Raw genomic sequence first — 6992 nt, forward strand, 5'->3', positions numbered from 1 at the left:
ACTTGTGTGTACACCGTAGTTTAGTAGATAGGGGCAACCACGGGGGGTTTGCCCCTACGTCTAAATTAAACCCAGGTAGCACATCTTCCCCAGACAAGATTACAGGCAGATTTACCACTTCGACATCCTGCCCTTGACGATAAATTTCCACTTGCCGATCTTGGGGATTAATCAGCCAACCCAAGCGCAAACCACTGGCAAGATATTCCTGCATTTTAGCTTGTAGGGGTTTGAGGCGATCGCTCTTAGATCGCAATTCAATCAGAAAATCGAAATTGGCGGAAAACCCGATTTTTCCTCTTCACTCAAGGCTTCCCAGCGCGATAATTCTACCCAAGAGGCATCGGGGGCGCGAGATCCACCTCCGGGTAAACTAAAGATAGTCTGAGAACTAAACACGATACCTAGTTGGCTTTGTTGATTCCAAATTCCCACGCTGGCAATTAAATTGGCTTGTTGGCTGCCATTTTCGCCACCTAGAGGTGGGATAATTATCAATTCTCCCCTGGGCGAAAGTTCGAGGAGAAGATCGGGATTTGCTAAACATAACTGGTAGAATTGCGATCGCGTTAATTTCGTAATCGGATCTAAATTTAAGATTGTCGTCATCAGTGACATCCTCTGGTTAATGGACTTGTGTGGGCAGTTGGCAACTTTTGCTCGTATCCTAAAATCAGGGGAAATTTATACAAGAATTAGGAGTTAACTATGCCCGGTTTTGGAGATATTGTTCAAAAAGCTTTTTACTTGGGAGTCGGTATTGCTGACTATGCGACGGAAAAAGCAGGTAAAACCTTAAATGAGTTGCGCAAAGAAGCCCAAAAACTCGCTGATGAGATGGTGAAGCGAGGTGAAATGAATGCCGAAGAAGCGCGTAAGTTTGTTGACGATTTAGTCAGACAAGCCCAAACCAAAGAAACTGTCAAACAATCTCAGGATAACACTTCCAGAGAACCACGGCGGATCGAAATTCTTTCTGACGATGATGAGGAAAACTCAGCTAACCCAGATGATAAAAATGTCAACGATTTACGCGATCGCGTACAATCTTTACAAGACGAACTGCGTCGCTTGAAACGAGACAGTTAAAATCAAGGTGAGAGACGCGCTTTTTAACAAGAAATAAGCTTACTTTTGCCCATTTTGGGCATTGTTGTCTAATTAGATAGTCAAAATGGAAGATTGGTCAAAAGGTTTTGTAGAAATATTGGAAACCGCAGCCAAGGAATTCGAGCAATTTTTTGAGGAAGTTAATGAAATAGTTGAAGAAGTAAATCAGACAATTTTTAATGAAATAGATCGGTTATTAGATGATTTCTTTGAACCAATTTTCGAGGTTTATATTGAAATTGACGATCTGGTTAACGATACTGAGTTTACCCTAACTCATAAAGTAGAAGCAACTTCCGAACATCATCCTGCTTGTATCGGCTGTCGTCATTATCACGGTCAAGTTTATAACGGAGAATTGTTAGTTTGTGGGATGCACCCTTATGGTTGGGACGACAAAAATTGTCCTGATTGGGAAGCAGGAAACCGTCCTTGGTATGATTTAAATGATAATCTGTAGAATGTGAAAAGTTAACTAAAAATGAGTCAAGCTGCTGTTAATCAAAAATCAGAAATGAAATATGGGGAACGCGCGATCGCGGAGGGAGAGTTAATTACTTTTCCTAATCCTCGTCCGGGACGCAAGTACGAGATTAATATTACACTGCCAGAGTTTACTTGTAAATGTCCTTTTTCGGGCTATCCAGATTTTGCCACAATTTACTTAACTTATAGCCCAGATCAAACGGTAGTTGAGTTAAAAGCACTGAAATTGTACATCAATAGTTACCGCGATCGCTACATTTCTCACGAAGAAGCTGTCAATCAAATTTTGGATGATTTTGTTGCTGCTTGCAATCCTCTAGAAGTCAAAGTTAAAGGTGATTTTACACCACGAGGTAACGTTCATACTGTAATTGAAGTGCAACATTCCCAAACACAAGTTAGTAGTTAGGAAAAAATATCTTACCCAGTAGCAACTAAAATTTACCAAAATATTTCTTAGGAAAGTATCGCGATCGCTTATGCTAGTAATTAAGCTGAGAGCGGCAGATATTTTCCTTTGCTTCATTTAAATTTAGCAATATTTAGTTGCGATCGCGCCTACACTTAAGATACTAAACAATTTTCCGTAACTGTAGTAATTTGTTGAAGCTTTTGTGCTTCTAACTCATCTAAAATTGCGACAATTTCCCGTTCAAAACTGACTTGGGCGCGATTAGTTTTGCCCCCTAGATATAAACTATCTTCTGTAGCTAAAGCCCAAATTTGCGAGTGAGAAACGTAACTCATAATTACGGCTACCATCAGTAAACCAAAGCCAGTATAAACGATCGGAACGCCTGGGTCAGCTTTAATTTGTAAACCCGTACTACCAATTAATTCTAAGACTTTCAAAGTAATCCCATTTACTTGTATTGCTTGACCAGGACGAACTGCACCAACTAGCTGACCTTGAACATTATAAACTAACATCATGCCTTGGAGGTCTTTTGCTAGTAAAGAAACGCCTTCACTTAAATCGGGTTTTGTCGGAATCCAAGTACCCCAAATACGTCCGTTACCAATGGTTGGTAATTTTGCCATTGGTAGCTGAAAAATAGGACTATTATTCATTTGAACTCGTAAACCAGAAATTCCCCAATCCGTCTGATAAAAAGTTACGCCTCGATAGCGCAAAGGATGATTGACAGAAATAGTTTTTTGGGTAATTTCGTTCCCCTGGCGATCGACAACTGATAAATCAGAATAAAATTGATCGATACTACCTTCAGGAGTGTATTCTATCCAAAAACGATTAACTCTGACTGCCCAATCTTTGGGGACTTGCGGGGCGGAAAAAAGACCTGCGTCGAAGATATTTTTAATTTGAAAAGTGTTACCGCTAGGAACCATTTCTTGGGCTAAAAAGCCGGTGACTGCGCCCAAGATTGCGCCAGCGAGAATAATTAACATGGCGGCATGGACGACAATCGGACCGATGCGTCCGATAATACCTTTACGAGCATAAAGTGTTGATTCTTGGGTAAAAACTCGATAGCCGCGCTGTTGTAATAAATCAGTTAAAGAATTAAGCGAAACTTGGGTTATCGTGGCACTAAGGGCTAGTTTTTCATACTGACGGGGTCGGTCGTAAAATTGCCAGCGACGGGCGACTTTGAGGCTGGGAAATTGACGAGTAAAAGTACAAGCCGTCAAGCTAGTTCCGAATAATACTAGAAGGGAGAGAAACCACCAAGTGCTGTAGACGTGGTTCAAGCCGAGAGTTAAAATGAGTTGCCAGGTGAGGAAACCGAATAAAGCCGGGTCTTCAGGGTAATTGGCTTGATAAAAACCGAGAGATTGTCCTTGTTCGATTACAGTACCACTAATACTGAAAAGCGCGATCGCTAACAACAAGAAAATTGCCAAGCGCAAATCGGCGACAATCTTAACTAATCTTCTTAAAGATGTGCGTAAGCTAGAGAAATATTTTTTTTCGTCAACAGAATTATTATCAGTCATGGATGCAGTTATAAAATTCCCGCAGGAAGTCGAGACAACAAGGTGAAAACACCAAATCCTAACAATAGCGCACCACTTACAGGATTAATCCAACCTGACCATCGGCGCAACTCGAGTAATTTTTTAATTGAAGCAGTGAAAGTTCCCGCTAAAATTAATGGAGACACATATCCGGCGGCGTAAGCAAGCAGTAAGATACCACCAATTAGTAAATCTTCGGTATTGGCTACCCAAGCGAGAATTGTCGCTAAAACTGGGGTACTACAGGGAGAGGCTACTAAACCAAAACTTAAACCGAGAAGATAAGAACGTACTCCCGCAGGTAAATTAGGAGAAATCCATTCAGTATCGCCAAAACTAGGAAAGCGCAAAGGAAGGATTTCCAGCAAGTTTAAGCCCATGATAATGGCGATTAAAGAGACAAGAATCGGCAAACTAAAGCCGATTTGTCCGTAAACTCGTCCCACTGAAGCCGCGAGAATACCCAATCCAGCTAAAGTAGTTGCTAAACCAAGGGCAAACCAAGTAGACTGAGCGGCAGCTTTGAGGCGACTTTCGGTTTCGTAACCGCCAATGTAGCCAATGGTAATCGGCAACATGGAAAGCATACAGGGTGTCAAGCTGGTAAGTAAACCTGCGGTAAAAATCACGGCTATACTCAGCCAACTTAAGTGGGTTAGTTGCTGAGATACCAAGCTATCAGCAAATTGTTCGAGTTCGTATAGTTTTGTTTGCAAGGCGTCCAGCATACAGAGGAAAGGTTTTAATCTGCTCAAATTGTAACTTAGCGAGGCTGGTGGATTAGGGATTGGGAATTGAGTTATTAAACGAAAAATAATCGCATAACGAACCACGAATTTGATTCAATACCTTGAGGATTAGTCGCGGGAGGATTGACTCGGTTAAAATAAGCACAGGTTTGACTCGGCAGCTAAGAAGAGTTGGTTGAAAAACAACTTTGGGTTGTACAAAAAGTTAAATCTAGCTAGAGAGGGCGTTTCAGTGGTGTCGATTGGCGCGGTAGCGCTAGTAAGGTGTAGCCATCGCTCGGCGCTCAACTGGTTCTCGATTAGGCTAAATTATTGTGTGGCGTAGTGTTGAGGAATAAATATTCATGAAAGCCATGATTCTGGCGGCTGGTAAGGGAACTCGCGTACGTCCGATTACTTATACGATTCCCAAACCATTAATTCCGATTTTGCAAAAGCCAGTGATGGAGTTCTTGCTGGAGTTGCTACGTCAGCATGGCTTCGATGAAATAATGGTTAATGTCAGTCACTTGGCTAATGAGATCGAAAGTTATTTTCGTGACGGTCAGCGTTTCGGCGTTCATATCGGCTATTCTTTTGAAGGACGGATTGTTGAAGGTGAGTTAGTTGGGGAAGCGTTGGGGTCTGCTGGTGGATTGCGACGCATTCAGGATTTTCATCCGTTTTTTGATGATACGTTTGTGGTTCTCTGTGGTGATGCGCTGATTGACTTAGATTTGACCGCAGCAGTAAACTGGCACAAGCAGAAAGGCGCGATCGCGACGGTAGTAACTAAACCTGTAGCGAGAGAGTTGGTTCCTAGTTACGGTGTAGTTGTAACTGATGAGAACGATAAAATTAAGACTTTCCAAGAGAAACCTGCGGTTGAGGAAGCTTTAAGTACCAATATCAACACGGGTATTTATATTTTTGAACCAGAGGTAATCGACTATATTCCCCCAAATCAAGAGTTTGATATTGGCGGTGAATTATTTCCTAAGTTGGTAGAAATGGATGCTCCTTTCTACGCTGTCCCAATGGATTTTGAATGGGTCGATATTGGTAAAGTTCCTGACTATTGGCACGCTGTTAGAGGTGTGTTAATGGGGGATATTAAGAATGTTGCTATTCCGGGTAAGGAAGTTTTTCCTGGCGTTTATACTGGGCTGAATGTGGCAGTGAACTGGGATAAGGTTGATATTACTGGACCTGTTTATATCGGCGGGATGACTCGTATTGAAGATAAAGTCAAAATCGTCGGTCCGGCAATGATTGGTCCGAGTTGCTGGCTGTGTAGCGGCGCCACTGTGGATAATAGCGTGATTTTTGAATATTCTCGCTTGGGACCTGGGGTGCGTTTGGTGGATAAGTTGGTTTTCGGTCGTTATTGCGTTGATAAAACGGGTACGACGATTGATGTCCAAGCTGCCGCGTTGGATTGGCTGATTACCGATGCGCGTCAAACTCTGCCTCACCAAGAACCTCTTGAACGTCAGGCGATCGAGGAATTATTGGGTAACGGTGGTTAATTGTTAGTGGTGGAGGCGTTGTCGAAAACGTCTCTACCTTATTTGGTTGACAAAAATACGTTTTTATGTATTGCGATTGAAGGGAGAAGTGAGGGCGATCGCCAACTTAAATTTTATGACTAGGTTATTTTATAAACCTTATTAATTTTAATCCTGGTAAAGAAATACTTCCTTGATTATAATCACTCCGACCCGAAACGATCGCTATTTTCACCCTCACCTTTTATATCAAACTCAGGTTTTCATGGTATTCCTAAGTTTCAAAATTAATAAGTAAGCAATGTCTTAATTTCAGTTCCAAATTCTCCGCCACCAAGGTAGAGGTCGAGTCTCAACTAAATCGGCTTTTTTGCGGATATCTCTTATATTCCAACCTGTTAGCTTGGCGAGAGTTTCTACTTCTTGTTCTTGTCGCTGTCGTAAGACTGTTTTATATTGTTCGGCTGCGTCGCATTCCATCTCACCTTTGTAAGGATGGCGAATTACATAACGACCTTGAAAGTTTTGTTTATTTGCTGTTTCTTGAAAGCGCAAATCTTCGGGAAAAGTATTGCGAGTATAACGGACATGAATGCGACTGAGAAAAACATTTTGTGGTTGTCCGGGAACTAGCCAAAATACTCCAGCTTGCTTTAATTCTTGCCCAGAAAGAGGGTCGGCTGCACAAGGGTCACACCAACTCATATCCCAAGCATATTCAAGAAAAGCTACTCGTTTGTTTTCTTGGTTATATGCAGTTTTAAACATGGCTTTATAGAAATCGGCAAATTCTTTTGACACGAATTCAGGAATCTCGACATTGGAAGGAATTTTGGCGGTGCGATAGTTAGTAACTTCCACTTGACCTTTTGGCGATAAAAGATAAACAATTAAATCTTGTTCGCCTTCAGCATTTGTCATTCCCAGTCGAATTGGTAACATAAAGCGAGGATCTTCATAAGCAATCATTAACGGACGTAAAGATTGAAAACCACTGCTTTCAAATTCTTCTAAATTCACTTTTGCGACAAAAAATTTCATATTTTGGCGAATATATGGTTGCAGTAAATCTTTTGCACCGCGAGGTATTTTATAGCCGTTATTTATCAGCCAAGTTTCCAGTCCCGATGATTCTCTCGCGCTGAGAATAACGATGTCGTATTCTCCCACACTAAAGCTA

The 6992-nt window shown here is 41.6% G+C and carries 7 protein-coding genes and 1 pseudogene; 4 read left to right on the forward strand and 4 right to left on the reverse strand.

What is annotated here, in order from left to right; translation table 11 throughout:
- Positions 1-609, reverse strand: a pseudogene (locus G3T18_RS23785) (Uma2 family endonuclease); the annotation flags it as partial.
- Between the two features lie 99 nt (positions 610-708).
- Here G3T18_RS23785 and G3T18_RS23790 point away from each other — a divergent pair.
- The 3 genes from G3T18_RS23790 (at position 709) to queF (ending at position 2005) form a co-directional block, all read left to right on the forward strand.
- Positions 709-1089 (forward strand): phasin family protein, encoded by a 381-nt coding sequence (locus G3T18_RS23790; protein WP_224413080.1) that lies wholly within the window; start codon positions 709-711, stop codon positions 1087-1089.
- 85 nt (positions 1090-1174) lie between these two features.
- Positions 1175-1570, forward strand: a complete 396-nt coding sequence (locus G3T18_RS23795; protein WP_224413081.1) for a hypothetical protein — start codon at positions 1175-1177, stop codon at positions 1568-1570.
- A gap of 21 nt (positions 1571-1591) precedes the next feature.
- Positions 1592-2005: a preQ(1) synthase gene (gene queF / locus G3T18_RS23800; protein WP_224413082.1), complete on the forward strand. Its 414-nt coding sequence runs from the start codon at positions 1592-1594 to the stop codon at positions 2003-2005.
- 155 nt (positions 2006-2160) lie between these two features.
- On the opposite strand, the gene G3T18_RS23805 is transcribed toward queF, so the two are convergent.
- Both G3T18_RS23805 and G3T18_RS23810 read right to left on the reverse strand, forming a co-directional pair.
- Positions 2161-3555, reverse strand: a complete 1395-nt coding sequence (locus G3T18_RS23805) for a cytochrome c biogenesis protein (protein WP_224413083.1) — start codon at positions 3553-3555, stop codon at positions 2161-2163.
- An 8-nt stretch (positions 3556-3563) separates the two neighbouring features.
- Positions 3564-4304, reverse strand: coding sequence for a cytochrome c biogenesis protein CcdA (locus tag G3T18_RS23810; RefSeq protein ID WP_224413084.1), 741 nt, complete (start codon positions 4302-4304; stop codon positions 3564-3566).
- Positions 4305-4669: 365 nt separating this feature from the next.
- Here G3T18_RS23810 and G3T18_RS23815 point away from each other — a divergent pair, with 365 nt between their 5' ends.
- Complete coding sequence (locus G3T18_RS23815; RefSeq protein WP_224413085.1) at positions 4670-5833, forward strand: sugar phosphate nucleotidyltransferase; 1164 nt, start codon at positions 4670-4672, stop codon at positions 5831-5833.
- 291 nt (positions 5834-6124) lie between these two features.
- Here the strand turns inward: G3T18_RS23815 and G3T18_RS23820 are convergent.
- Positions 6125-6992, reverse strand: an 868-nt coding sequence (locus G3T18_RS23820) for a DUF2330 domain-containing protein (protein WP_224413086.1), incomplete at its 5' end; no start/stop codon positions are given.

It is taken from the genome of Oscillatoria salina IIICB1, assembly GCF_020144665.1.
Lineage (GTDB): Bacteria > Cyanobacteriota > Cyanobacteriia > Cyanobacteriales > SIO1D9 > IIICB1.